Genomic DNA, 22,737 nt, shown 5'->3' with positions numbered 1-22,737 from the left:
CGGCGCGTTCAATGCGCCGAATCTGAAATATGCCGATGCCGCCATGTCCGATTATGACCAGCGCAACGCGGGCGGTTGTGGGAGCATGCACGCATTCCGGTAGACATATGCGGCCTTTGTGCCGTCTCCCACACCATGCGATCGTCCGACATTGCCCGTTTGCTGACGCTCTCCGCCATCTGGGGCGCGAGTTTTCTTTTCATGCGTATCATCGTGCCGGCACTGGGGCCGTTGCCGACGGCCTTCTTCCGCGTCGCGCTCGGCGCGTTGGGGCTGGCCGTCATCCTGCTCGTGCTGCGTGTCCGTTGGCAGTTCAAAGGGTTGCTGGGCGCGTCGATGGTGCTTGGCGTGATCAACTCCGGCATTCCCTTCGTCATGTACTGTCTGGCCGCGCGCGTGCTGCCGGCAGGTTACTCGTCAATCCTCAATGCCACCACGCCGCTCATGGGTGTGCTGATCGGCGTGGTGTTCTTCCGCGAGCGTCTGACCGGGGCCAAGGGGCTTGGCGTGCTGCTGGGACTGATCGGTGTGGCCGTGCTGACCCGCACCGGCCCGGTGGCGATGTCCGGGCCCGTCGTGATGGGGGCGCTCGCGTGCCTCGTGGCGACGTCGTGCTACGGCCTCGCGGGATATCTCACCAAACGCTGGATTAGCGACCGCGGGGGCCTCGACGCCAAGCTCGTGGCGTTCGGCAGCCAGTTGGGAGCGGCGATCGTGCTACTGCCGTTCTTCGCTTACGTATCGACCACCACCGGCATGCCGGGCCCCGCCACGGGCGGCGTATGGGCGGCCATGGCAGCGCTCGGCTTCGTATGCAGTGCACTGGCCTATATGTTGTTCTTCCGGCTGATCGCCGATCTCGGCCCGCTTCGCTCGCTTACCGTCACGTTCCTCATCCCGCCGTTCGGTGTGCTGTGGGGGGCGCTATTCCTGAACGAAGCGGTCACCTTCGCTCACCTTGTCGGCGGCTGCTTCATCGCTATGGCCGTGTGGCTCGTCTGCAAGCCACCGAAGGTCGCCCCGGTCGCGAGTCGCGTGACGTCCTGACACGGTGCGTGAGGGAAGCAAGAAGGCCGGTAACTCGCGTTACCGGCCTTTTTTCATGATGTGGAATGAAGTTGCGGTGCGTAAAAATTTGCGCTGCTTGGCACAACATCATGATTTCAGGAAGGGAAACATCGTTTCACATCACAAAAATATTTTGTTATCTATTTGATTTATATAAATAAAAAATATGCGTTGAGTGCGACATTCGTTCTGTTGCGATGCGTGAAGAATCCCTAAACTCTTATACAAGACCTGCCGATTCGGAGACACAAAAAGCGGTCAACCGCCAGTGGCAACGACCGAACGGAATCAGGGCAGCAAAGAGATACCCCTCTTTTATTTGTATTGAGAAACCAGGAGAGATCACCATGACGACGCGTCAAGAACAAGTGAAGCAACTCGAGCAAGACTGGGCGAACAATCCGCGCTGGGCTGGCATCAAGCGTGGCTACTCGGCGGAAGACGTGGTGCGTCTGCGTGGTTCGATCCAGCCGGAACAAACGCTGGCCCGTCGCGGTGCCGAGCGTCTGTGGAACCAGATCAACGAGCAGCCGTTCGTGAACGCGCTCGGCGCGCTTACCGGCAACCAGGCGATGCAGCAGGTCAAGGCCGGTCTCCAGGCGATCTACCTGTCGGGCTGGCAAGTCGCCGGCGACGCCAACCTCGCTGGTGAAATGTATCCCGACCAGTCGCTGTACCCGGCCAACTCGGTGCCGCAAGTCGTGCGCCGCATCAACAACACGTTCACGCGTGCCGACCAGATTCAGTGGTCGGAAGGCAAGAACCCGGGCGACGAAGGCTACATCGATTACTTCGCCCCGATCGTGGCCGATGCCGAAGCCGGTTTCGGCGGCGTGCTCAACGCCTTCGAACTGATGAAGGCCATGGTCGAAGCCGGTGCTGCCGGCGTGCACTTCGAAGATCAACTCGCCTCGGTCAAGAAGTGCGGCCACATGGGCGGCAAGGTGCTCGTGCCGACGCGCGAAGCTGTCGCCAAGCTGGTGGCGGCGCGTCTGGCCGCCGACGTGCTGGGCGTGCCGACGGTGCTCATCGCCCGTACCGATGCCGAAGCGGCTGACCTGATCACCGCCGACGTCGACCCGATCGATCAACCGTTCTGCACCGGCGAGCGCACGGTCGAAGGCTTCTACCGCACGCGTAACGGTCTGGATCAGGCCATCTCGCGCGGTCTGGCGTATGCCCCGTATGTCGATCTGGTGTGGTGCGAAACCGGCAAGCCGGATCTCGAATTCGCCAAGCAGTTCGCTGAAGGCATTCACAAGCACTTCCCGGGCAAGATGCTTTCGTACAACTGCTCGCCGTCGTTCAACTGGAAGAAGAACCTCGACGACGCCACCATCGCCAAGTTCCAGAAGGAACTCGGTGCCATGGGTTACAAGTTCCAGTTCATCACGCTGGCCGGTTTCCACAGCCTGAACTACTCGATGTTCAATCTGGCCCACGGCTACGCCCGTCGTCAGATGAGCGCCTTCGTCGAGTTGCAGGAAGCCGAATTCGCCGCCGCCGACAAGGGCTTCACGGCGGTCAAGCATCAGCGTGAAGTGGGTACGGGCTACTTCGACGCCGTCACGCAGACCATCGAGCGCGACGCATCGACCACGGCCCTGAAGGGTTCGACGGAGGACGAACAGTTCTTCGACGAAAAGAAGGCGCAGGTCAAGGCAGCCTGACCAGGCTGAGGGAGGGCGCAGCGGCGCCCGCCCATGGTGATGCGTCGTGGGGGCACATCACTGTGAGCGGACTGCCGCCGCGCTTCGACCGCGCATCCCGGTCTATCCGGCCGGGGCGGCCCTGACGGCGTGTCCCGTCGTCGTCAGGGTTGCAGTGCACGCCGGACGAGAAGAGGCCCGTGAGCTTATCCCGCTCACGGGCCTTTTTTCATGGGGGCGACGTCGATTCTTTGCTAAATTGCGCAGACACCTACGCAAACTGAGGCAGCATGTTCCCGACGTCTTCCCGGCAGAATTCCCCGGACAGTTCCACGAGCCATTCTTCTCGCAATTTCCCGCGCAGTGCCCCGCAAAGTGCCCGGCGAATCGCCATCGTCGGTGCCGGTCCTGCGGGGCTGGTCGCCGCCCGCATTCTGCAATTGCGCGGGTTCCATCCCGTCGTATTCGAAGCCGAGGCATCGACGTCTGCCCGCGATCAAGGGGGCACGCTAGACCTGCACGTCGAGACCGGGCAAAAAGCCCTCGAACTCGCCGGACTGCACGACACGTTCGTCAGTCACGCGCGCTATGACGATCAGGGCACCCGCATGCTCGACTATGCGAGCGCGCAGCCCTTGTTTGAAGATTCACCGCCGTCCGGCACCGGCGATCGTCCGGAAATCGACCGGCGTGCGCTGCGTGACCTGCTGTTGGCATCGCTGTTGCCGGATACCGTGCGCTGGGGGCACAAGCTGGTTGCCGTCGAAGCGGTTGCGACGGCTGGCATGGGCGCGAGCGAGGGGGAGAGCAAGAACAACGAGCCCGCTGGTCAGCATGTGCTGCGCTTTGCCAACGGCGCGGAGGAAACCTTCGATCTGGTCATCGGTGCCGATGGTGCGTGGTCGAAGATTCGCGCGAAGCTCTCGGACGTGGTGCCGGTGTACACCGGTGTGACCTTCGTCGAATGCTGGCTCGACGAGGTAGATACGCGGCATCCCGAGATCGCGGCGCTGGTGGGACGCGGCACGATGTTCTCGCTGCACGACAACATGGGGCTGATTGCCCAACGTAACGGGGGCGGGCACGTGCGGGTGTACGCGGCGTTCCGTCGCCCGGAGAACTGGGCCGACGCGCTTGGTGTGAATACGCAAGACCCCGCACAGATGCGCGCCGCGTTGTTGCAGTGCTTTGCGGGCTGGTCGCCACAACTGCTGGCACTGATTTCGTCGTGTCTCGATGTCATCGTGACACGGCCGATCTACACGCTGCCGGGTGACTTCGGCTGGCGACCGGTGGCGGGGCTGACGTTGCTCGGCGATGCCGCGCATCTGCTGCCCCCGGTCGGTTTCGGCGTGAATCTCGCGATGCTGGATGCCGCCGAACTTGCCACGGCACTTACGCTGGATGGCGACTGGACCGTACAAGTGGCACAGGCGGCAGCCGCCATGAAGCACCGGGCAAACGAGGCGGCGCCAGAGGGTTTTGCGACATTCGATGCCATGTTCTCGGCAGACTCGGCTGAGACCTTCCTGCAAATCATGCAATCGCACTGAAGCGCGAGCCGTGAGTGCGAGGCCTTCTGGATGGCCTCGCCGCCAGTTCGCGTCAGGGGATGAGGACCAGCGATCCTGCCTTTTGGCGTCGCGCGATGTCGGTGTGCGCCTGCGCTGCGTCCTTGAGCGCATAACGGGTGGCAGTGACAGCCCCGAACACACCACGCCGATAGGCATCGAATACGGCTTGCGTCGCTTCGCCGACACGCCCCTGAAGGTGGTTCGCCATCGGGCCGCCGACCATGTGGATCCGGCGACGGGCAAGCTCAGCCTTGTCGAACTCCGGGGCACCGGAGGCGGCGCCGATCGTAACGATGGTTCCGCCGTCGCGTACTGCGGCCACTGTGGCTTCGAAAGTTGCCTTGCCGACGAATTCGTAGACGACATCGACGCCGTGCGGTGCAACGCGTTTCACCTGAGCCGCCAGATCAGGGGCGCCCGAAGGCAACGCATGATCGATTGCCGATGCGAGTGCGGCGAGCTTTTCCGGCGACCCGGCCGTGCCGATCACGATCGCGCCGCGCGCCTTGGCCCAGCGAGCCAGAAGATTGCCCACGCTACTTGAGGCCCCCTGAATCAGCACGGTCTGCCCGGCTTGCAAGGGGTAGTAGCCGTTCATTCCGGCCCAGGCGGTCAGGCCCTTGGTCAGCAAGGCAGCCACGATCTCGGCAGACAAGTCGTCCGGCACCGGCACCAGATGCTCGGCCGCAATCAGGCGCTGCTGCGTGTAACTGCCCGGCGCGAGGAAGTAGGCCATGCGCTGGCCCACTTCGATGCCGGTCACGCCGGTGCCCAGCGCTTCGACAATACCCACGCCTTCGACGCCCGGCACCGAGGGCAGTGGCACGGGGAAAATCCCTTGCCGGAACGCAGTGTCGATGAAATTGATGCCGATAGCCTCATGGCGCAGGCGCACTTCGCCGGCGTTGGGCGAGCCGATGGCGTCGTCCTCGATCTGAAGGACCGAGGGATCGCCATACTGATGGAAACGGAGGGTGGTGTTCATGATGCGTTGCCTTGAAAGATTGAAAGATTGAAAGAATGGGGAGCGTCAGATGACGGACAGCAGGCCGCCGTCGACTAGCAGGGCAGTGCCGGTTACATAACTGGAAAGGTCGGAGCCCAGCCACGCCACGGCGTCGCCAATTTCTTCCGGCCGGCCCAGACGGCGCAGTGGGGTGCGCTGGCGAAAGCCCTCGGCCGCTTCGGCGATGCCGGGGCTGGTGCGCAGCAGATGCGTGTCGATGGTGCCGGGTGCGACCGCGTTGACGCGAATACCGTCAGGGCCTAGCGCGTCGGCCATGGCCTTGGCCATTAGCACGACGCCGCCCTTGCTGGTGGAATAGGCGACCGTCATGCCGGCACCCGACAGGCCGCCCATGCTGGCCATCAGCACGATGCTGCCGCCTTTGCCGCGTGACTTCATCTGGCGCGCGGCGGCTTGGGCGCTGAACAGCGTGCCGTCGAGATTGACCGCCATCAGGCGATGGAAGTCGTCTTCGGACACGTCCACGCCGTCAGCGCGCAGGGTGATGCCTGCGTTCGCTACCATCACGTCAACGCCACCGAACGCTGCTGCGGCTTCGACCAGCGCATCGACCTGCTCACGCTGGCTGACATCCGTCGCATGAAACCGAACCGGTACGCCCAACGCCTCGATCTCACGGGTGGTGGGCGTGCCGCCTTCGCGCGGGGTCTCACTGATGTCGGACACGATGACTGCTTTGGCACCGTGCCGGGCGGCATTGATGGCGATCGCGCGACCGATGCCACTGGCCGCGCCGGTGACGACGACGACCTTGTCTTGCAGGATATTGGTGTTCATGACTGGGTCCTTAGCGCGGCAGTGCGTTGAGCTGCTGGAGTGCCGAGTACAGATTGGCCACCCCCCAGTGTTCGGTGATCTTGCCGTTTTGCACACGCATGGCATCCACGGTCTCGAAGTGAATCGCCTTGCCCGTGGGGGCCAAGCCGAGGAAGTCGCCTTGGTGCGTTCCGTAGTAGGTCTTGTACGTGGTGACCACGTCGCCATCGGCGCGCTGCCAGTGGATGACGGCGCGGAAATCCGGAAAGGCTTCGCGAAGCTTGCGGTAAAGGCCGAGCACACCGGCCTTGTTGGCGCCGCTGTTGGGCTGCGGCGTGTGGTCGACGAAGTCATCGGCGAACAGTTCGTCGAAGAGGGCCCAGTCGCCGCCGCCTTGCACCTCATCGGTGTTGCGGCGGATCACGGCCTTGGCGGCGTCGCTGATATTGAGTTCAGACATGAAAGGCTCCTTGGGAAGGCGGTGAGGGAGTGAACGCCTTAACCGAACAGCTTGGCAGCCGTCTTGGCGACCAGTTCGCCTTGGTGGCGGGCGCCCGCAAGATCGATCTCCGAGGGCTGACGCGAACCGTCGCCGCCCGCGATGGTGGTTGCGCCGTAGGGGGCGCCGCCCACGATCTCGGTCACGCTCATCTGGCCTTGATGGCTGTACGGCAGGCCGACGATGGTCATGCCGAAGTGCAGCAGATTCGTGATGATCGAGAACAGCGTGGTCTCTTGACCGCCATGCTGGGTCGCCGACGAACTGAAGGCCGCACCGACCTTGCCGTTGAGCGCGCCGCGTGCCCACAGGCCGCCAGCCTGATCGAGGAACGCGGCCATCTGGGACGACATGCGGCCGAAGCGCGTGCCGGTGCCGACGACGATGGCGTCGTAGTGCTCCAGGTCGGCGACAGTGGCGACCGGGGCTGCCTGATCGAGCTTGAAGTGCGCGTTCTTCGCTACCTCTGCCGGCACCGTTTCGGGGACACGCTTGATGTCGACTTGGGCACCGGCGCTACGGGCGCCGTCGGCGATGGCCTCGGCCATTTGCTCGATGTGGCCGTAGGACGAGTAGTAGAGAACGAGGACTTTGGTCATTTGAGGCTCCTTGGGTTGGACAACACAGTGAGTTGTCATGTCCCAAGCGTAGGAGCCGACGACCTATCGCGGTAGCCTCTTTGTTTCGATGGAATCCATCGAAAAAGACGATGCTACAGCCTGCGTTGCGCAGGAGCGATTGGGTCGGGAGGGGGGGCGAGAGCGAAAGCGCTACGCCGGCGCGTCGGTCGTGAACTGTTGCAGGCGGTCGATGAACCAGCGCCCGGCAGGTCCGGGCGGTTCGTCCGTGCGGTAGACGGCGTACATGGCGATGACCGGTATGGCCGGTTGGTGCATTTCCAGACGGAGGCGGACCAATCGACCGGCGTCCAGATCGGGCTCCACCATCGCCAGCGGCATATGTCCCCAGCCGAAACCGGCCTTGAGAAAGGCATGCTTCGCGCCAAGATCGGCAAGCCGCCAGATCAGCGGCGAGAACACACCGAAATTGGTGCCCGCCGTCAAGGTGGTGCGATCGGTCAGCACCAATTGCACATGCGCCTCCAGCACTTTGCTGGGCAGGATATCTTGGCTTGCGGCCAGCGGATGGTTGGGGGCGACCACGGTGACCATGGGCACTCCCGGCAGCCTTTCTGCGTTGAGGCCTTCGGGTATCACTGGCATCGAGCCGATCACACCGATACGGCATGTGCCTTCCAGCACCGGCTGGACCACGGCACCCAGCGCCTCGACATACATACGCAGCGGTGTCGTCGGAAAGGCCTCGCGAAAGGCGCCGACGGCATCGGTCAGCGAGGCCATCGGGTACATCACGTCGACAGCCACCGACAGCTCGGGCTCCAGTCCTTCGGACAAGGTGCGGGCGCGTGCCTTGAACGCATCCATGCCATTTACCACGTTCTTGGCTTCACTCAGCAGTGCCTTGCCCTCGTCGGTCAGCACCGGGTAGCGTGCGCTGCGGTCGAACAGCGTGACGCGCAACTGCGCTTCGAGATTCGCCATGGTCTGGCTGACCACGGACTGGGCCCGGCGCAGCTTGCGTCCTGCCGCAGAAAAACTGCCTTCCTCCGCGGCCGCGATGAAGGTTCGTAGCTGGTCCAACGATACGCCGTCGAGCATCTATCGCTCCTGCGGATGGATTCCATCGAAAAATATAGGCTTCTCAGCTACATGTCCAGTTCCTAGAGTTGCACTTACCTCTTCTGACGGAACATCTCGATGGACAACCTCACCGCATCACTGCATTCCAAGCGGCCAGTGACCGCACCGCAGAGCGCGCCGCGCTATGTGGTTCAGCGTGCCACCGGTCACCGACATGGCCCGGTGACACGGATCTTCAGCCCCGGCGACATCGGGCATCAGGTCAAGCCGTTTGTGTTTCTGGATTACTTCGATTTTCAGGCCACCGGCGGTGCCATGTTTCCAATGCATCCGCATTCGGGGATCGCCACGACGACGGTGCTGCTCTCGGGCGCTCTGCGCTATGAAGATACGACGGGGGCCTCGGGCGTGCTCGCAGCGGGCAGCGTTGAATGGATGCGTGCCGGTCACGGTGTTTGGCACGACGGTTCTCCGGCCGGTGCCGGGCGTTTTCGCGGCTACCAGTTGTGGGTCGCTTTGCCGGAGGCAATGGAACTTGCACCCGCGCAGAGTCAGTACTTGCCGCCTGAAGCCGTTCCGCAATCGGGGCCGGCACGCGTAATTCTTGGCCGCTATGCGGGTGTCCAGAGTCAGGCGCTTGCCCCTGAAGACCTTCTGTTTCTTCATGTCCGGTTAAGCGATGGCGAACGCTGGCGACTGACACCGGAGGCGGGGCACGACGTTGGCTGGCTGCATGTCAGCGAAGGGGCGCTGCATGTGGCTGGCACGCGTGTGGCTAACGAACTCGCAGTGCTCAACGAGAGTGACGCTGAGATCGATGTGGTCGCCGAAGGCGCGACGGAGTTCGTTATCGGCACCGCTGTCCGGCATCCGCACCCATTGGTGCTCGGGCACTACTCCGTGCACACCAGCGGCGCTGCGCTTGTGCGCGGTGAACAAGAGATTGCCCGCATTGGCGAGCAACTTCGCGCCCGTGGCCGAGCGCGCTGAACGCGCGGATCGGCATCGGATTTCCCGGTTTCCTCATTCCTTTGATTCTCGACATTCCTAAACGAACTTCACCATGTCCACTAACACCAATACCTCCGCTACCGCCGCCCCCACTTCGGTTTCGGCACTGTCCCTGATCGGCCGCTTGCTGATCGCGAGTCTTTTCCTGGTTAGCGCTTTCGGCAAGCTGGCAGCGCCCGCCGGCACTATCGGCTTCATCGCATCCGTGGGTCTCCCCATGCCTGTTCTGGCCTTTGCGTTGGCGCTGGCGACCGAATCGATCGGTGGCGTGCTGCTCGCGCTCGGTTATCGCACCCGTCTGGTGGCGGCCATCCTGGCACTGTTTTCCGTGGCTTCGGCGTTGATCTTTCACAACGCGCTGGGCGATCAGAATCAGCTATTCCATTTCATGAAGAACTTGGCCATGGCGGGTGGTCTGCTACAAGTCGTCGCCTTCGGCGGCGGCGCTTACAGCCTTGACGGGCGTCAATTCAAGATCGAGGGCATCTTAAGTTCTGCTCGCTGAGCGGACTGCCAAAGAAAAAACGGCTGCGACGCTTCGCAGCCGTTTTTTTCATTGGGTGATGTGTTGAAACCGGACCGGCCTATCGACTCAGCGATAGATGATGACCGGAATCTTCGAGTGCACGAGCACGCGCTGGGTTTCGCTGCCGAGCAGCAGGCTGGTGAGTCCGCGCCGCCCGTGCGAGGCCATCAGGATGACGTCGCAGCCATGACGCTCAGCGGCGTCGATGATGCCGAGGTACGGGGCAGGGAAGGTGGAGGTGTCGCGATGGAACGGCACGCTGGCCGCGGCGGCCGATTCGGCCAGCTTGTCGAGATGCGAGCAAGCCTCTTCGGCGATGCGCTCACTGAAAGTTGCGGGCGCTTCGAGGACGTATTCGCTGAACGGAGAGTAGGGATATTCGGCGAGGCAACAATAGCCGGTCACTCTCGCGCCAAGGGCGCGCGCCAGTTCGAGTCCGCCGGTAACGGCTTTTTCGGATAGCTCCGAGCCGTCGGTCGGAATGAGGATATGGGTAAATAACATATGACCTCCCGCAGTTGGCGTTGCTGAACACGCGTTCACAGGCTCGCGCAGGTATGACGGTCTTGCACAACCCAGTCGGTCAGTGCGTTCGGTTCATGCTGCCGACGCCATGACAGACCCTTCGCTTCGATTCTATGGCTTTGGCGCGACGCAACAACGGGGGCAAACCCGGTAATGCACGGCCACTTTCCCCCTGTCTCAAGTAAAGCGCAATTCCAGTGCATTCGCGGGCGCATGCCCCGCAAACGTGCAAAATCGATACGTCATCAGCGGTCGACGCGATGTCGTGTGACGTCCTTTATGTATCGGACGGACGCCGCGTAACAAACGTTCCACATGATGCATGTGTCGAATCGACGCACGGCGTTCGCCATGGCCATCGGTTCACGCGCTCGCTGGCCCTTCGTCCTGCCAATACGTCGGACTGCTGTAGTGATGCTTGAGATGGTCGATGAACAGCCGCACACGCAGCGGCAGATGCCGGCGTTGTGGAAACACGGCGTGAATGCCGATGGGCGGTGCGGCAAATGCGTCCAGAACGGTCACCAGCCGGCCGGCCCGAATATCGTCACCTACCTCCCACCACGAGCGCCACGCGAGGCCGTAGCCGTCGAGGCACCAATCGTGCAGCACCGCGCCGTCGGTGCATTCCATCGTTCCGTTCACGCGGATGGTGACGACCTTGCCGTCCTGCGCGAAGGTCCAGCCACGTTGCTGATTCGCGGTCGAGCCGAACGCGAGGCAGTTGTGACGTGCGAGCGCATCGAGCGAATCGGGCGTGCCCCGCTTCGCCAGATAAGCAGGCGCCGCCACGCAGACGCGCCGGTTCTCGCCAAGCCGCAAGGAGACCAGACTCGAATCGGGCAACTCGCCCAGCCGGATCGCACAGTCGAAGCCCTCGTTGACCAGATCGACGAGCCGGTCGGACAAATCGAGCGTGACGGTAACGTCGGGATGCGACTCGATGAACACGGGCAACAGCGGCGCCACGTGACGGCGCCCGAAGCCGGCGGGGCCCGACAGCCGCAAATGCCCGCTGGCTTTGACGCCACCGGCGGATACCGCGCTTTCCGCGTTATGCATCTCGTTCAGAATGCGCTGGCAGTCCTCGAGAAAGGCCGAGCCCTCGAAGGTGAGCGTCACACGTCGTGTGGTGCGCACGAGCAGTTTCACGCCCAGCCGGGTTTCGAGCGCGTCGATGCGCCGCCCGATCACGGCGGGGGCCACGCCTTCAAGCGCGGCGGCCGCCGACAGGCTGCCTTTGGCGGCCACGGCGACGAAAGTTTCGAGTTGTTTGAAGCGATCCACGCGGCGATTATGTACTAAAAAGTCAAAGATAAAGTGATGTTTTGGCTATTTTATGACGTTCTGTATAGGTAATACAATCGACCTGCAACGACAAGTGTCAACCGACCCCCAAGCTATGGCTTCTCGCATTCAGGCAGTGATCTTCGACGCGTACGGCACGCTGTTCGACGTGTATTCCGTCGCGGCGGCCGCCGAGCAGCAGTTCCCCGGTCACGGGGCGGCGCTTGCGGAGTTGTGGCGCACCAAGCAGATCGAATACACGCAACTGCGCACGCTCTCTGGCCCGAATGGAGAGCGCTACCGCCCGTTCTGGGACATCACGGCCGATGCACTGCGCTACGCCGCCGCGCGCCTGAATCTCACGCTCTCGCCGGTGGCGGAGAAGCGTCTGATGGACGAATACACCTGCTTATCCGTGTTCCCCGAGAACCCGCCGGTGCTGCGTGCCCTGCGCGCCATGGGGCTGGGTCTTGGCGTGCTCTCGAACGGCAACCCGCAAATGCTCGACGTCGGCCTGAAGAGCGCGGGCATCAAAGACCTGTTCGATCACGTGTTGTCGGTCGACGCCGTGCGCAAATACAAAACGGCCCCCGAGGCCTATCGACTGGGTCCGGCCGCGTTCGGCCTGCCGGTCGAGTCCATCGTTTTCGTCTCCAGCAACGGCTGGGACGCGGCTGGTGCCACCTGGTTCGGCTACCCGACGTTTTGGGTCAACCGTGCCGGGCTGCCGGTCGAACAACTCGGCGTGACGCCGCAAGGGATGGGGCGCGACATGCGCGACTTGCAGCGTTTTGTCGAGTCTCTGACGGGAGCGCGCGCTTCACGTTCATAGCCGTAAAAACGGCATGGCGTGACGCCTCTTGTGCAAAGCCCCTGATGTTCCTTCTTGCGGCGCACTCCCTTATATAAATCAAGAAAGCTGGAGATCCCTGATGTCCCTGACGCTGCCCCCCGGCATGCAACTGCATGTCGATGCGAACACTGATGTTCGTCCTGAATACGAAGCGATCCTGACCCCCGAGGCGCTCGCGTTCATCGCCAAACTGCACCGTGCGTTTGAACCGCGCCGGCAACAATTGCTGGCGGCGCGGGTCGAGCGCGCTGCCCGCCTCGATGCCGGTGAAGTGCCTGACTTCCTGCCCGAAACTCAAGCGATTCGCGACGCCGACTGGCGCATTGCGCCGCTGCCCGACGCCCTGCAATGCCGTCGTGTGGAAATCACCGGCCCGGTCGAGCGCAAGATGATCATCAATGCGCTGAACTCGGGGGCGGACAGCTACATGACCGACTTCGAAGACTCGAACACGCCGAACTGGCACAACCAGTTGCAGGGTCAGATCAACGTGCGCGACGCCGTGCGCGGCGAAATCAGCCTCGAGCAGAACGGCAAGCAGTACAAGCTGAACGACAAGGTGGCGACGCTGATCGTGCGCCCGCGCGGCTGGCATCTGGACGAGAAGCATGTGTCGGTGGACGGCGTGCGCATGTCGGGCAGTCTGTTCGACTTCGGCCTGCATTTCTTCCACAACGCGAAGGCATCGCTGGCGCGCGGCTTCGGGCCGTACTACTACCTGCCCAAGCTGGAAAGCCATCTCGAAGCGCGTCTGTGGAACGACGTGTTCGTGCTCGCGCAGAACGAGCTGGGCGTGGCGCAAGGCACCATCAAGGCGACCGTGCTGGTCGAGACCATTCTCGCCGCGTTCGAAATGGATGAAATTCTGTACGAGCTGCGTGAGCATAGCTCGGGCCTGAACGCCGGCCGCTGGGATTACATCTTCTCGTGCATCAAGAAGTTCAAGGTCGATGCCGACTTCTGTCTGGCCGATCGCAGCCGCATCAACATGACGGTGCCGTTCATGCGCGCCTATGCGCTGTTGCTGCTCAAGACCTGCCATCACCGCAATGCACCGGCGATTGGCGGTATGAGCGCGCTGATTCCGATCAAGAACGACCCGGACGCCAACGAGAAGGCGATGGCCGGCATTCGTGGCGACAAGGCACGCGATGCCACCGATGGCTACGACGGCGGCTGGGTGGCACACCCGGGCCTCGTGCCGGTGGCCATGGAAGAATTCGTGAAAGTGCTGGGCGATCGTCCGAACCAGATCGACAAGCAACGCGACGACGTGAAGGTGAAGGGCCGCGACCTGCTCGAATTCAAGCCGGAAGCGCCGATCACCGAAGCCGGGCTGCGTTACAACATCAACGTCGGCATCCACTATCTGGGGGCGTGGCTCGATGGCAACGGCTGCGTGCCGATTCACAACCTGATGGAAGATGCGGCGACCGCCGAGATCTCGCGCTCGCAGGTGTGGCAATGGATTCGCTCGCCGAAGGGCAAGCTCGAAGACGGCCGCAAGGTCACGGCCGAGCTGGTGCGCGAATTGATTCCGCAGGAACTCGCCAACGTGAAGGAGCTGGTCGGTCAGGTCGCACCTTCGTATGATCGTGCGGCTGTGATTTTCGAGCAGATGAGCACGAGCGAAGACTTTGTCGACTTCCTGACGCTGCCGCTCTACGAAGAGGTCTGATCGGCAGGTCGGCGGCAGCAAGACGTCGTCAGTAGGAAATCATTGGGAAATCAATGAGCGGGCGGGGCGATAGCGATATCGCCCCGCTTTGCTTTTCTGGCAGTGGATTTTGCGTTCTTGAGTGTGACTGCTTGGGCTAAACCTGAAATGCAACGATGGTCGTTGCTGTGAAACTGGCAATCGTTTCCGGGCGCGCTGCCCGGATTGCCTGATTTCAGAACACGACGACCGATCGCCCCATGAGCACTTCCATCAACGCCACCGCTTTGCCCCTACAGGGCTATCCCGGTCTGCAACTCAGCGACAACCGCGCGCAACTGATTGCCAACTGTGTTGCAACGCTCGATGACGATCTGCCTTGGGCCATGAGCGACGCCGCCATCGATGCGTCCTGCGAACGATTCATCGACGATGTCACGCGCATGGGCGTCTGGGACCGCTTGATGGACATGTTTCAAAGCGGCTCGCAGAAGCGCGAGATTTTGAAAGCGGCGGCACGGTGCCACGTCGCGAGCTACGCGCACGGCCGGCGCTATTTGTTCGCCAAAGGCCATTACCCGCTCAAGACGGGCGACCAGAGCCTGTATCTGCTGCAACGACTCTTGCCCGAGGCGCGCACCGCGCTGCTGACTTCGCATGCTGCAAGGCTGCCGGCGGTGTCGGCACTCTCGATCATCGTGGTCACGATCCCCGGCACCCCGTTGCGCTTGCCGCTGCTGCCGGCGTGCTTCTCCCATGCGGACGGCGCCTTGAGCGAGCATGAGGCCGGTCTGCTGATGGACTTGCGGACCGAAGAATGGATGACAGTGAGTGACACGATCGCCAGTAGAGACGACGCACTGTCGGAGCCGGATTGCGCATTGGCGGCAAGGCAGGAGGAACTGCTGGCGAATGCCTTCTCGCTGGGCGGTTGCCAGGATGACGCGGCGACGGAGTTCTTCAAGGCAATGCAGCACTTCGCGAGGGGGCGGCAATATGACGATGCCCTGCGGTGTCTGGCCCGGGGGCGCGTGTGTTATTCGGCAAACGAGGTATCCGAGCGCGTCACCAACGCTATCGTCAGCGCTGCGCATCTGTGCAGCCTCAACGCGCAGTACGCCATGTCCGGCGTCTTTTACGCGGCTGCGGCCGACATTCATGAAGAAGCCGATGGGGCGGCAATGGCCGCCAGATTTCGCGAGCGGGCCGACGAGTGTTTTCGCTGGGCGGATCTGCTGGAGGCGGATGTACGCAACGAAGACGCGATTGCCGTGGCGATCGACAAGGCGATTCGACGCCATCGCGATGCGCTGTCATCGTCGGGTTTTGCTTCGGGCTCGACCACGGTTTTCATGGACGACATGTGCGATCCGATTTCCGCCATGGCATTCGACGCCGGGGAGGGCGAGCGCTGGTGCCTGTTGCTGCGAGGGGAGCATCAGGGCAAGCGGACCTACGACCTGATTACTGTCGAGTCGGCGCAGCAACTGGAAGCGATCGGTACGCATCCGCTGACGCGCGAAGCATTGCTCCGCAGCGACATCTTGCGCGGTGTTGAGGCGCTGGACCTGCTGGTCGCCACGGAACCCCGGCCGTCGTCGTGAGCGTCACGTCCGTCAGCAACGTTGCCTGACACGTCAATCGAAGCGGCGGGTACTGCTTTGTCTTGTTGAAGTTGCCGCGCTACACTGAACCTCGCCACTCTGACCATGAACGATGGACGCGAGGATGCCGATGCCAGCCGACTTTCCCGATGACACCCCTTACGACGCGCTTCGCGATCCGCACACCGTGACGCCGCCATCGCAACCCGGCGCGCGCGCCACGGGCAACGTGGTGGAAGCGCGCCCCGAGCGCCTGCGCCAGATGTACCCGCCCATTGCCCCGTTCGCGAGCGGCATGCTCGACGTGGGCGACGGCCATCAGATCTACTGGGAGCAGTGCGGTAACCCGCACGGCAAACCAGCCGTGTTCCTGCACGGTGGCCCCGGCGGCGGATGTTCTCCCGAGCAGCGGCGGTTGTTCGATCCCGCTAAATACTGCATCACGTTGTTCGATCAGCGCGGCTGCGGCCGCTCGTTGCCGCACGCCAGTCTGGATCACAACACCACGTGGGATCTCGTGCGCGACATCGAGCGCTTGCGCGAAAAGTTCGGCTACGACCGGTGGCTCGTGCTGGGGGGCTCGTGGGGCAGCACGCTGGCGCTGGCATATGCGCAGACACATCCCACGCGCGTGAGCGAACTGATCGTTCGCGGCATTTTCACCGTGCGCCGCGAGGAGCTGCATTGGTATTACCAAGAGGGGGCGTCGTGGCTGTTCCCGGACCGCTGGGATGCGTTTCTCGCCCCGATTCCGCTGGAAGAGCGCGGCGACCTGATGCGCGCCTATCGCAAGCGTCTGACCGGGGCCGACGAGGCCGCGAAGATCGAAGCGGCCCGCGCGTGGAGCATGTGGGAGGGCAGCACCATCACGTTGTTGCACGATGCGGCGCTCACTGAGGCGTTTGGCGATCCGCATTACGCGATTGCGTTTGCGCGAATCGAAAACCACTATTTCGTGCACGACGGTTTTCTGAAGCCCAATCAGCTGATCGATGACGCATGGCGATTGCGCGGAATTCCCGGTGTGATCGTGCAGGGTCGCTACGACGTGGCCACGCCCGCGCGCACTGCGTGGGAATTGCACAAGACTTGGCCGGAAGCCGACTTCTTCTGGGCGGCCGACGCGGGCCACGCGTTCAATGAACCGACGATTCTGCACTGGTTGATCGAGGCGACGGACCGGTTTGCGTAGTGGTGTGACGGCTCGATGCAGAAAGCGTTTGGGAGCCCGCCCGCATGTGTTCGGCGATTCCTGAAATATCCGGGCGGCGGGCGGCGCGATAGTCGGGGAGCGGCGGCACCTGCGTGATCCCCACGCCCGGTGGCTGACGCCAACGCACAGTTGCGTTCGACACGTCAGAGGCACAGCGATGCTACCCGCTCACCCCCTATCTCTTCCGTTACACGGATATCCCGCCCAGCAGCTCAGCGAGGTACGCGCCGACGCGATTCAATTCGGTGTTGGTGCACTCGAACATGCGCTGCGCAACGAGGTGGACAACACGGTTGCCTCTCGCGCGGCATTCGAGCAATTCCGACGCTGCGTGATGCAGATGGGACTGTGGGATTACATCAAGGACTTTTTTACAAACGGCGCACGAAAGCGATCGATTCTGGACGCGCTGGCCCGCTGCCATATCGGGTCATCCGTGCAGGGGCGGGAATATTTGCGCGCGCTGGGTGAGTATCCGCTGAAGACGGGCGAGAGCAGCCTGTATCTGCTGGCGCACCTGACGACCGATGTCCGCTCGTACATGCTGATGCCGACGCCTGATAACTTGTCCTGCGAACGGCTGATATTGGCGGATTCGGGGCCACCCATTCAAGTCATAGTGCCCGGCATCGGTCTTCGCCTGCCGCTCATGGCGGATTGCTTTGGTGATGGCTATGGGGCGGTCACACCGACTGAATACAATTGGCTGATGAACGGTGAGTTCGCAGGCGGGAAATCGATTAGTCAGATTCTGTCCGACCGGCATGAAGCACTGTCGCTCGTCGAGTACGAAACGCTTGGACTCGCTTGCGAGAGCGATGCGCATATCTATCTGAGGGCCGGCCTGTTCAAAATCGCGAGTCAGTTGCTTCAGAGTGCTATCGAGGCGTTCGTGCGACTAACGGCACCGGAGGCTTTGATCCGGTGCCTCGGACAGGCTCAGGTGATTTTTCCGATCGCGGGCGACGCGTCGGCCGTCGTCAAGGCGTGTGATTGGTACGCCAGCACCTTAGCGCATGCCGGAAGGAATCACGAGGCGAAGGAGGTTCGTCGCGAAGTCGACGAGTTCGAGCGAGTCATGAGTAAGCATGGCGGGATGAGTCCCGCGCTTGACTGACATGGCCGGACAAATCCACACACCGGGTGTTGATGTTGCCGCGCCCGACAGAATTGAGGCATCGCAATGCTATCGACAGTGACCAGAAGCCTGCCCGTGCAGGGATACCCCGGTGGTGAGCTCAGCGAATTGCGCGCCGAAACGGTGCGAACGTGCATCGACGCGCTTGATCTGGTCATTAAGAATTACGCTGATAACGGATCTCGTCTGTCCGCGGCGTTTCAACGCTTTCGGCACGACGTCACCCAGATGGGGTTGCGTGATCGGGTCGTGGATGTGTTTGCCAATGATGGTCAGAAACGAAGCATCCTCGATGCGTTGGTGCGCTGCCATATCGCGTCAACCCCCGAGGGACGACAACACTTGCGCGAATCGGGGGAGTATCCGCTGAAGACGGGCGAGAGCAGCCGGTATCTGTTTCAAAAGCTGAACGCGGATGCCCGGTCAGTGATGCTGCGCCCGTTAGCAGGAAGTCCCGTCAATGAGGGGGTGGCGGTCTCTCCTTGCGGGCTTGTGACGGTGCAGATTCCTGGCGTCTGCATGCGCGTACCGCTCATGCCGGAATGCTTCGGCTGCGGCGACGGTGCGATTACCGAAATGGAGTGCGAAGGCCTGATGGATTCCGCATGTGGTGCGTCGAACTCTATTCGTGAGTGCTTGGTGTCAATGCGTCAAACGTTATCGCCGGACGCCCTCACAAGGCTGGCGCGCGACCACGAGCGAGATGCTTGCGCCTATGCGTTGGCGGGGCGGTTCGATGTCGCGGCGGGACTCTACACGCGAGCGATTTCGAATTTCGCGAGCGCCGACAAGCAAGCGGCCGTCATTCGCTGCCTCGCGAGTTCCAGGGATACATTTATCGCGGTGGGTGGTTTCTCGGAGGTGCTGCGTGCTTGCCTGGCATTCGCCGAGCAGTGCGAGGGGGCGGGGCAAGAGCTCCGGGGGAAAGAGTTACGTCAGAAGGTCGGTGAATTCACGATCTACGTTGAGGGACGCGGGGCAGTTCGCGGCATGCATGGAGGGGCGCCTCACGCGGGCCAGTATCGGCGTATCACGTTGAGGTGATTTCATGGCCGCAAATGACAACACCCCGGAGGGTGGACTGACGTCCAACCTGCCGGGGTGTCGTTCAATGCTTTGCGGGCGAATCTGACGATGTCGCCGGTAGCGCCAGTCGAAGTGACCGGCGCTGCACGGACTTAGTCGCCGCGACGCTTGAAGCCGCCGCCGGTGCCGCCGTTACGATTGCCGCCGCCGTAGCCGCCGCGATCCTGACGATAACCACCGCCGGTGCCACGGTCCTGACCTTGACGGTTGCCTTCGAACGGACGCGATGCGCGACGCTCGAAACGGTCGGTACCGCTGCCGTTCGAGAAGCCGCTGGTGTTGCCGGCGTTGCCGCCATTGCCACCTTCGCCGCCGGCGTAGCCACCTTGGTAGCCGGTGCTTTCACGACGCTCGAAAGTGCCGCCAGCCGGCTTGCCTGCGCCACCAAAGCGTTGGCCGCCTTGATAACCGCCGCCACCGTTGCCGCCTTGACGCGGGCCGTTATTGCTCCAACGGCCTGCACCCGCACCTGCACCCTGACGCGGACCGCCACGGCCTTGGCCCGGACGCTTGCCGCCGGTGCCTGCACCCGCCTTGGGGGCCGAGCGGCGCGGCTCGAAGCCGACCACAACGTTTACCGGCAGGGGTTGACGCGTGTAGCGTTCGATACGACGCACGGCACCGACTTCGGCGTGTGCGGCGAGGCTCACGGCGACGCCGCGGCGACCGGCACGGCCCGTACGGCCAATGCGGTGAACGTAGTCTTCGGCGAACTTCGGCAGATCGTAGTTGAACACGTGCGTGATGCCCGGCACGTCGATGCCGCGGGCAGCGACGTCGGTCGCCACCAGCACGCGCACCTTGCGCTCGCGCAGGGCGCGCAGCGTGCGGTTACGCACACCTTGCGGCATGTCGCCGTGCAGTGCGGCGCTGTCAAAACCGGCTTGTTCGAGTTGATCGGCCAGCAGGTCGGCGTCGCGCTTGGTCGACGTGAACACGATGGCCTGGTCGAGCGAGTCGTTACCGAGCAGGTGCGTCAGCAGGCGATCCTTGTGCGAGCGGTCGTCCACATAGTGCAGCATCTGTTCGATGTTTTCGTTCGTGCGCTGGTCGTTGCTGCGGGTGATCTCGATGGTTTCCGGATCGCGCAGCAGACGACGCGTGATTTCGCTCAGGCGGCCGTCGATCGTTGCCGAGAACAGCAGCGTCTGGCGGGTCGCCGGCGTCGCGTCGACAATCGTTTGAATGTCGTCGATGAAGCCCATGTCCAGCATGCGGTCGGCTTCGTCGAGCACGAGCATCATCAGTTGCGACAGATCGATCTTGCCGCTGGAGATGTGGTCGAGCAGACGGCCCGGCGTTGCCACGATGATTTCGGGCTGCTTGGCCAGCATTTCCAACTGACGCGGGTAGGGCATGCCGCCCAGAATGCTGACGGTGCGCAGACGGCGCAGTTGCTTGCCGTACGTGTCGGCGGCCGTCGACACCTGCTGAGCCAGCTCACGCGTGGGCGTGAGCACGAGCAGCAGCGGTTGCGCGGCGACGCGACGAATGCGTTGGCCCTTGCGCGGCTTTTCGCCCGGGGCAGCCGGTTGGTTGCGCGGGTGAGCGGCCGGGGCACGGTTGCCGAGGTCGCCGCTGGCTTGCATTTCGGCAAAGCGGTGAATCGCGGGCAACATGAAAGCGGCGGTCTTGCCCGAGCCCGTCGGGCTCGAGACCAGCAGGTCGCGACCGGCGAGCGCGGCGGGAATCGCACGCTGCTGCACGGGGGTCGGGCTGGTGTAACCGGCGGTGTTGAGTGCCGAAAGAATGGCTTCGTTCAGGCCGAGTTCGGCGAACGTGGGGCCTTCAGCAACGGCGGCAACTGCTGCAACTTGCGGAGCAGCGGCGTCGATTGCGTTTTCTTCGGACGAAGGGAAATAGGTCTGCGCGAGCGCAGACATCTTGGATGTCTGTTCCATGAATCCTCTTGCGGATTGATAGGGTTACGTTGGGGCGTTGGCGCCAATCGGCAAACCCAATTCGTCGCAAGCAGGAAGCAAATCGCGGATGGGGCAGAAAGCGGATCGAAATCCGTATCGTAAGCCAGGGGACGGTGGCGGGTCGTTCGGTTAGGAACGCCAGTACCGGCAAGAACTACTACAAAGGCTTATCACAGGATTGGGGCAAAACGCAGTTTTCGTCGCCTGATGGGGTACAACATGGTGCCCCGAAAAGCGAAGCGCGAATTATACCTGATTTTTTTTGGAAATGCACGTCGGCATTTACACGGGGTGAAAAAGCCCGCTGCTGACGCCGATCCCGCCACCCGCAACTCGCCGACGGATGCCCGTGATCTCTCGTGTTCCTGCGTCGATCCGCTAGGTTGCTCGCGGCGTGCCCGATTACAATAGCGCCATGTCTTCGATTACGCTTCTTGCCCTCGATACGTCGACCGAGTTCTGTTCGGTTGCCGTGTATCGTCATGATCCCGCCAGCGACGCACCGGCGCTCGTCGTCGAGCGTCACCTCGACACCGGTCCCGTCTCCAGTACCCATATTCTGCCGGCCGCGCGCGACGTGCTCCGCGAGGCTGGTCTTGCGCTCGCCGACTGCGATGCCATTGCCTTTGGCGCCGGGCCGGGGTCGTTCACCGGCCTGCGCACGGCGTGCGGTGTCGCGCAAGGGCTGGCCTTCGGTGCCGGTTTGCCGGTCGTGCCGGTCGGCACGCTGCTGGCCTGCGCCGAAGCGGCCCGTGCGACGCACGTCGACACGGAGCGTGTGCTCGTCGCGCTCGATGCCCGTATGAACGAGGCCTACTGGGCCGATTACGTATGGGATGCCGCTGCCGGCGACTGGCGTGAAGCGCAGGCGCCTTCACTCGATGCGGCAGAGTTGGTGCGAGCCCCTGACGCGCCGTTCGTGGTCGCCGGGAATGCCGCCGTCGCGTTCGGCGATCGCCTGATTGCCGCCCAGCAGGCGCAGGGCGTGCTGGCCGACGCCATGCCGCGTGCGCGCTATGTGGCGACGCTCGCAGCGCGTGCGTTCGCACGGGGCGAGGCGATCCCTGCCGATCAGGCGATGCCTGTCTATATCCGGAACAAGGTCGCGCAGACGACGGCCGAACGCGAAGCCATCAAGCAGGCGGCAGCCCAGGCTGACGGCAAGGGGGCGTCCTGATGCGTCAGACTGGCCCGAACCATTACTCGCCGATGACCCTGGCCGACCTCGACGAAGTCATCGCCGTGGAAGTGCGCGCCTATCCGTTTCCGTGGACGCGCCAGAACTTCGCCGATTCGCTCGATGCCGGTCATCAGGGCGTGTGTCTGCGTGCAGTGGACGGCTCGCTGCTCGGCTATTTTCTATTGATGCCGGTGGTCGACGAGTCGCATCTGCTCAACGTCTGCGTGGTGCCTGAGATGCAGGGCAACGGTCTGGGGGTGGCGCTACTCGAAGAGATCGTGCGCACTTCCCGAGAGCAAGGCATGGGCGGCGTGCTACTGGAAGTGCGGCCGTCCAACATGCGTGCGTTGCGCATTTACGAGCGTTTTGGCTTCGAACAGATCGGCCGGCGCAAAGGATACTATCCGGCCAGCGGGCGTCGCGAAGACGCCATCGTGATGCGCCTGTCGTGGGAGACCGATCGTGCCGTGGCCTAAAGCAATTCTGGAAGAGTTCGGCCTT

The 22,737-nt window shown here is 62.8% G+C and carries 21 protein-coding genes; 13 read left to right on the top strand and 8 right to left on the bottom strand.

Annotated features, from left to right (window positions below; all coding sequences use genetic code 11):
• Positions 1 to 135 precede the first annotated feature (135 nt).
• The 3 genes from AT302_RS14430 to AT302_RS14420 all read left to right on the top strand — a co-directional run bounded on the left by AT302_RS14430 (position 136) and on the right by AT302_RS14420 (position 4,270).
• Positions 136 to 1,047, top strand: coding sequence for a DMT family transporter (locus AT302_RS14430; RefSeq protein WP_058379016.1), 912 nt, complete (start codon positions 136 to 138; stop codon positions 1,045 to 1,047).
• Between the two features lie 368 nt (positions 1,048 to 1,415).
• Complete coding sequence (aceA, locus tag AT302_RS14425; RefSeq protein WP_058379015.1) at positions 1,416 to 2,738, top strand: isocitrate lyase; 1,323 nt, start codon at positions 1,416 to 1,418, stop codon at positions 2,736 to 2,738.
• 269 nt (positions 2,739 to 3,007) lie between these two features.
• Positions 3,008 to 4,270, top strand: coding sequence for an FAD-dependent oxidoreductase (locus tag AT302_RS14420; RefSeq protein WP_058379014.1), 1,263 nt, complete (start codon positions 3,008 to 3,010; stop codon positions 4,268 to 4,270).
• Positions 4,271 to 4,322: 52 nt separating this feature from the next.
• Here AT302_RS14420 and AT302_RS14415 read toward each other — a convergent pair whose 3' ends face one another.
• The 5 genes from AT302_RS14415 to AT302_RS14395 form a co-directional block, all read right to left on the bottom strand.
• A complete protein-coding gene (locus tag AT302_RS14415) occupies positions 4,323 to 5,276 on the bottom strand; it encodes a quinone oxidoreductase family protein (protein ID WP_058379013.1) in 954 nt (317 codons plus the stop codon).
• A gap of 45 nt (positions 5,277 to 5,321) precedes the next feature.
• Entirely contained in the window at positions 5,322 to 6,095 is a 774-nt protein-coding gene (locus AT302_RS14410; protein WP_058379012.1) for an SDR family NAD(P)-dependent oxidoreductase, read from the bottom strand.
• A gap of 10 nt (positions 6,096 to 6,105) precedes the next feature.
• Positions 6,106 to 6,534, bottom strand: a complete 429-nt coding sequence (locus AT302_RS14405) for an ester cyclase (RefSeq protein ID WP_058379011.1) — start codon at positions 6,532 to 6,534, stop codon at positions 6,106 to 6,108.
• 38 nt (positions 6,535 to 6,572) lie between these two features.
• A complete protein-coding gene (wrbA, locus tag AT302_RS14400; RefSeq protein WP_058379010.1) occupies positions 6,573 to 7,172 on the bottom strand; it encodes an NAD(P)H:quinone oxidoreductase in 600 nt (199 codons plus the stop codon).
• 171 nt (positions 7,173 to 7,343) lie between these two features.
• Positions 7,344 to 8,252: a LysR family transcriptional regulator gene (locus AT302_RS14395; protein WP_058379009.1), complete on the bottom strand. Its 909-nt coding sequence runs from the start codon at positions 8,250 to 8,252 to the stop codon at positions 7,344 to 7,346.
• 99 nt (positions 8,253 to 8,351) lie between these two features.
• On the opposite strand from AT302_RS14395, the gene AT302_RS14390 reads away from it, so the two are divergent.
• Both AT302_RS14390 and AT302_RS14385 read left to right on the top strand, forming a co-directional pair.
• The gene (locus AT302_RS14390; protein WP_058379008.1) at positions 8,352 to 9,224 is read left to right on the top strand and encodes a pirin family protein; all 873 of its coding nucleotides are present in this window, start codon (positions 8,352 to 8,354) and stop codon (positions 9,222 to 9,224) included.
• A 73-nt stretch (positions 9,225 to 9,297) separates the two neighbouring features.
• Positions 9,298 to 9,750: a DoxX family protein gene (locus AT302_RS14385; RefSeq protein ID WP_058379007.1), complete on the top strand. Its 453-nt coding sequence runs from the start codon at positions 9,298 to 9,300 to the stop codon at positions 9,748 to 9,750.
• Between the two features lie 87 nt (positions 9,751 to 9,837).
• Here the strand turns inward: AT302_RS14385 and AT302_RS14380 are convergent, their stop codons facing one another.
• A complete protein-coding gene (locus tag AT302_RS14380; RefSeq protein WP_058379006.1) occupies positions 9,838 to 10,275 on the bottom strand; it encodes a universal stress protein in 438 nt (145 codons plus the stop codon).
• A gap of 384 nt (positions 10,276 to 10,659) precedes the next feature.
• Positions 10,660 to 11,583 (bottom strand): LysR family transcriptional regulator, encoded by a 924-nt coding sequence (locus tag AT302_RS14375; protein ID WP_058379005.1) that lies wholly within the window; start codon positions 11,581 to 11,583, stop codon positions 10,660 to 10,662.
• Between the two features lie 115 nt (positions 11,584 to 11,698).
• Here AT302_RS14375 and AT302_RS14370 point away from each other — a divergent pair, with 115 nt between their 5' ends.
• The 6 genes from AT302_RS14370 to AT302_RS14345 all read left to right on the top strand — a co-directional run bounded on the left by AT302_RS14370 (position 11,699) and on the right by AT302_RS14345 (position 19,092).
• Positions 11,699 to 12,415 carry a haloacid dehalogenase type II gene (locus AT302_RS14370; RefSeq protein ID WP_058379004.1) on the top strand — a complete coding sequence of 239 codons (717 nt, stop codon included), beginning with the start codon at positions 11,699 to 11,701 and terminating at the stop codon, positions 12,413 to 12,415.
• Positions 12,416 to 12,515: 100 nt separating this feature from the next.
• A complete protein-coding gene (gene aceB, locus AT302_RS14365; RefSeq protein WP_058379003.1) occupies positions 12,516 to 14,114 on the top strand; it encodes a malate synthase A in 1,599 nt (532 codons plus the stop codon).
• Positions 14,115 to 14,353: 239 nt separating this feature from the next.
• On the top strand, positions 14,354 to 15,697 hold the full coding sequence (locus AT302_RS14360) for a hypothetical protein (protein ID WP_058379002.1): 1,344 nt from the start codon (positions 14,354 to 14,356) through the stop codon (positions 15,695 to 15,697).
• A 262-nt stretch (positions 15,698 to 15,959) separates the two neighbouring features.
• A complete protein-coding gene (gene pip, locus AT302_RS14355; protein WP_058380339.1) occupies positions 15,960 to 16,889 on the top strand; it encodes a prolyl aminopeptidase in 930 nt (309 codons plus the stop codon).
• A gap of 178 nt (positions 16,890 to 17,067) precedes the next feature.
• Complete coding sequence (locus AT302_RS14350; protein WP_058379001.1) at positions 17,068 to 18,027, top strand: hypothetical protein; 960 nt, start codon at positions 17,068 to 17,070, stop codon at positions 18,025 to 18,027.
• Between the two features lie 66 nt (positions 18,028 to 18,093).
• Positions 18,094 to 19,092, top strand: coding sequence for a hypothetical protein (locus tag AT302_RS14345; protein ID WP_058379000.1), 999 nt, complete (start codon positions 18,094 to 18,096; stop codon positions 19,090 to 19,092).
• 134 nt (positions 19,093 to 19,226) lie between these two features.
• On the opposite strand, the gene AT302_RS14340 is transcribed toward AT302_RS14345, so the two are convergent.
• A complete protein-coding gene (locus AT302_RS14340) occupies positions 19,227 to 21,035 on the bottom strand; it encodes a DEAD/DEAH box helicase (RefSeq protein WP_064675087.1) in 1,809 nt (602 codons plus the stop codon).
• 436 nt (positions 21,036 to 21,471) lie between these two features.
• Between AT302_RS14340 and tsaB the strand changes: the two genes are divergently transcribed.
• Complete coding sequence (tsaB, locus tag AT302_RS14335) at positions 21,472 to 22,233, top strand: tRNA (adenosine(37)-N6)-threonylcarbamoyltransferase complex dimerization subunit type 1 TsaB (protein WP_058378999.1); 762 nt, start codon at positions 21,472 to 21,474, stop codon at positions 22,231 to 22,233.
• On the top strand, positions 22,233 to 22,712 hold the full coding sequence (gene rimI / locus AT302_RS14330; RefSeq protein ID WP_058378998.1) for a ribosomal protein S18-alanine N-acetyltransferase: 480 nt from the start codon (positions 22,233 to 22,235) through the stop codon (positions 22,710 to 22,712). Before tsaB ends, rimI begins: the two co-directional genes overlap by 1 nt.
• Positions 22,713 to 22,737 lie beyond the last annotated feature (25 nt).

The organism is Pandoraea norimbergensis (assembly GCF_001465545.3).
GTDB classification, from domain to species: domain Bacteria; phylum Pseudomonadota; class Gammaproteobacteria; order Burkholderiales; family Burkholderiaceae; genus Pandoraea; species Pandoraea norimbergensis.
Note: the sequence above shows the minus strand (reverse complement) of the source record. Positions and strands in the feature narration are given on the sequence as shown.

Excerpts from the sequence above, each read along its gene's own strand:
- AT302_RS14430 (WP_058379016.1), top strand. The coding sequence starts at position 136 with ATGCGATCGTCCGACATTGCCCGTTTGCTGACGCTCTCCGCCATCTGG.
- aceA (WP_058379015.1), top strand. The coding sequence starts at position 1,416 with ATGACGACGCGTCAAGAACAAGTGAAGCAACTCGAGCAAGACTGGGCG.
- AT302_RS14420 (WP_058379014.1), top strand. The coding sequence starts at position 3,008 with ATGTTCCCGACGTCTTCCCGGCAGAATTCCCCGGACAGTTCCACGAGC.
- AT302_RS14415 (WP_058379013.1), bottom strand. The coding sequence starts at position 5,276 with ATGAACACCACCCTCCGTTTCCATCAGTATGGCGATCCCTCGGTCCTT.
- AT302_RS14410 (WP_058379012.1), bottom strand. The coding sequence starts at position 6,095 with ATGAACACCAATATCCTGCAAGACAAGGTCGTCGTCGTCACCGGCGCG.
- AT302_RS14405 (WP_058379011.1), bottom strand. The coding sequence starts at position 6,534 with ATGTCTGAACTCAATATCAGCGACGCCGCCAAGGCCGTGATCCGCCGC.
- wrbA (WP_058379010.1), bottom strand. The coding sequence starts at position 7,172 with ATGACCAAAGTCCTCGTTCTCTACTACTCGTCCTACGGCCACATCGAG.
- AT302_RS14395 (WP_058379009.1), bottom strand. The coding sequence starts at position 8,252 with ATGCTCGACGGCGTATCGTTGGACCAGCTACGAACCTTCATCGCGGCC.
- AT302_RS14390 (WP_058379008.1), top strand. The coding sequence starts at position 8,352 with ATGGACAACCTCACCGCATCACTGCATTCCAAGCGGCCAGTGACCGCA.
- AT302_RS14385 (WP_058379007.1), top strand. The coding sequence starts at position 9,298 with ATGTCCACTAACACCAATACCTCCGCTACCGCCGCCCCCACTTCGGTT.
- AT302_RS14380 (WP_058379006.1), bottom strand. The coding sequence starts at position 10,275 with ATGTTATTTACCCATATCCTCATTCCGACCGACGGCTCGGAGCTATCC.
- AT302_RS14370 (WP_058379004.1), top strand. The coding sequence starts at position 11,699 with ATGGCTTCTCGCATTCAGGCAGTGATCTTCGACGCGTACGGCACGCTG.
- aceB (WP_058379003.1), top strand. The coding sequence starts at position 12,516 with ATGTCCCTGACGCTGCCCCCCGGCATGCAACTGCATGTCGATGCGAAC.
- AT302_RS14360 (WP_058379002.1), top strand. The coding sequence starts at position 14,354 with ATGAGCACTTCCATCAACGCCACCGCTTTGCCCCTACAGGGCTATCCC.
- pip (WP_058380339.1), top strand. The coding sequence starts at position 15,960 with ATGTACCCGCCCATTGCCCCGTTCGCGAGCGGCATGCTCGACGTGGGC.
- AT302_RS14350 (WP_058379001.1), top strand. The coding sequence starts at position 17,068 with ATGCTACCCGCTCACCCCCTATCTCTTCCGTTACACGGATATCCCGCC.
- AT302_RS14345 (WP_058379000.1), top strand. The coding sequence starts at position 18,094 with ATGCTATCGACAGTGACCAGAAGCCTGCCCGTGCAGGGATACCCCGGT.
- AT302_RS14340 (WP_064675087.1), bottom strand. The coding sequence starts at position 21,035 with ATGGAACAGACATCCAAGATGTCTGCGCTCGCGCAGACCTATTTCCCT.
- tsaB (WP_058378999.1), top strand. The coding sequence starts at position 21,472 with ATGTCTTCGATTACGCTTCTTGCCCTCGATACGTCGACCGAGTTCTGT.
- rimI (WP_058378998.1), top strand. The coding sequence starts at position 22,233 with ATGCGTCAGACTGGCCCGAACCATTACTCGCCGATGACCCTGGCCGAC.